At 61.2% G+C, this 2,038-nt stretch carries 2 protein-coding genes and 1 pseudogene; 2 read left to right on the top strand and 1 reads right to left on the bottom strand.

The window, feature by feature from the left end; translation table 11 throughout:
- The first annotated feature begins 53 nt into the window (after positions 1-53).
- Complete coding sequence (gene mazG / locus ACGVJ8_RS11330) at positions 54-869, top strand: nucleoside triphosphate pyrophosphohydrolase (RefSeq protein ID WP_392348167.1); 816 nt, start codon at positions 54-56, stop codon at positions 867-869.
- Positions 870-883: 14 nt separating this feature from the next.
- On the opposite strand, the gene arfB is transcribed toward mazG, so the two are convergent.
- Positions 884-1,312 (bottom strand): alternative ribosome rescue aminoacyl-tRNA hydrolase ArfB, encoded by a 429-nt coding sequence (gene arfB / locus ACGVJ8_RS11325; RefSeq protein ID WP_392348169.1) that lies wholly within the window; start codon positions 1,310-1,312, stop codon positions 884-886.
- 272 nt (positions 1,313-1,584) lie between these two features.
- Here arfB and ACGVJ8_RS11320 point away from each other — a divergent pair.
- Positions 1,585-2,038 (top strand): annotated as a pseudogene (locus ACGVJ8_RS11320) (polyamine aminopropyltransferase); the annotation flags it as partial.

Raw genomic sequence — 2,038 nt, 5'->3', positions numbered from 1 at the left:
CGAAAAAACGACAGCGATGAGAAGGTGGGCGTTGTCCCAGTTGTTGCCCCGGCATGGCCAACGCTCCTTCTGACGCCATCCAGCGACTGATCGATGTTGTGACCCAACTCAGGGATCCAACAACGGGCTGTCCCTGGGATCTGGAGCAAACCCATGCCTCGCTGGTGCCCTACATGCTGGAAGAGGCCCATGAGGTGGCCGATGCGATCCGCCAGGGCAGCGATGCCGACATGAAGGAGGAGCTTGGGGATCTGCTGCTGCAGGTGGTGCTGCATGCCCAGATCGCTCGGGAGCAGCAGCGCTTTGATCTGGATGCGATTGCCGATGGCATCAGTGACAAGCTGATCCGCCGTCACCCCCATGTGTTCGGCGATGCCGACGCCAGTACCAGTGACGAGGTGCGACGCGGTTGGGAGGCCATCAAGCTGGAGGAGCAGGCCGAGGCCCTGGCTGGCTCCACCAGCCCCCTCAGCGACCGGCTCAGAACCAAAGTGCGCGGCCTGCCGGCTCTGGCTGGAGCCATGACCATCTCCAAGAAAGCGGCCAAAGCCGGCTTCGAGTGGGATGATATGCCCGGCGTCTGGGAGAAGGTCCATGAGGAGCTGGACGAACTCAAGGAGGCGGTGGCCAACGGCAACAAAGGCCATGCCCAAAAGGAACTGGGCGATCTCCTCTTCACCCTGGTGAACGTGGCCCGTTGGTGCCGCATCGAACCAGAAGAGGGCCTCGCTGGCACGAATCAACGCTTCCTCGACCGTTTCTCCCGCGTTGAAGCTGCCCTGGATGGGGATCTGCAGGGCCGCAGCATCCACGAATTGGAAACCCTTTGGAAACAGGCCAAAGCGGCGATCCGGGCAGAACAGTCCTGATCGTCTGACGTCAGTTAATCGTCCAAAGAGGGCCGGCTGCGCCGTTGACGCTTGAGGTCACCACGCTTTTTTTTCGCGTCCAACCGCCGCTTCACCGCACCACGACCCGGCCGGGTGGCTTTACGGGCGCGCGGCGCTGGCTGCAAGCCCTCCCGCAGCAGCTCCCCCATATGATGCAGGGCCTTCTGACGGTTGTGCCATTGGGAGCGTTCTTCTGCGACCACAACCCGTAGACAACCCTCCACCAACCGGGCCTGGAAGTGCTCCAGCAGTCGGGCGCGACGAAATGGCCCCAAACAGGAGCAGCTCGCCACGTCCAACAACAACTCAACACGGGAATCGGTGGTGTTGACGCCCTGCCCGCCGGGACCGGATGAACGGCTGAACCGCCAACACAGATCCCTGGACGGAATGACCAACCATTTATTCACCACCAGATCCATCACCAGCTGTCTCCTGGGTCAAGAAGAACAGGGTGCTTCCGCCAGGATAATGTGTCGAAGGGGACAGACGTGCTTCAACCCTGTGCTCTACCGGTATAATCAAAGCTTTGATCTGACGACAAAAGCTTTGGAGCTGCCCTCTTTTAAAGCAGATTCGCAATCAAGCACATTTAACCTCCACATGTTGTGTTCGTCAATCCCAAGAGCACCACATCTGGTGTTTAGAGAGAGGCCCACCGGGTCCTTAGCTGGAGAGATGCCCACCGCACCCCATGAGCAGCTGGATTGACGAAGAGCACCGCGGCGTCCGCTATGGATTGAAGGGAGAGGTGCTGGTCGAGGAGACCAGTGCGTTCCAGCGGATCAGCGTGATTCGCAGTGAGCGCTACGGGCGGGGCCTGCTGCTGGATGGCTGCTGGATGACAGCGGAACAGCAGGAACGCCACTACCACGAGGCTTTGGTGCACCCAGCGCTATGCAGTGCCAGCTCGATCGAGCGGATCCTGGTGATTGGCGGCGGAGACGGCGGCACCGCGCGGGAATGCCTGCGCCACCCAGGCGTCCAGCAGCTGGACATGGTGGAGATTGACGGGCGGGTGGTGGAACTCAGCCGAGAGCACCTCCCCGGCATCGGTGGATCTGCCTGGTCCGATCCGCGGTTTCAGCTCACGGTGGGAGATGGGATCGCCTGGGCCGCGGAGGCTGACGATCAGAGCTACGACGTTG

The organism is Parasynechococcus sp. (assembly GCF_042954245.1).
Classification (GTDB): domain Bacteria; phylum Cyanobacteriota; class Cyanobacteriia; order PCC-6307; family Cyanobiaceae; genus Parasynechococcus.
Note: the sequence above shows the minus strand (reverse complement) of the source record. Positions and strands in the feature narration are given on the sequence as shown.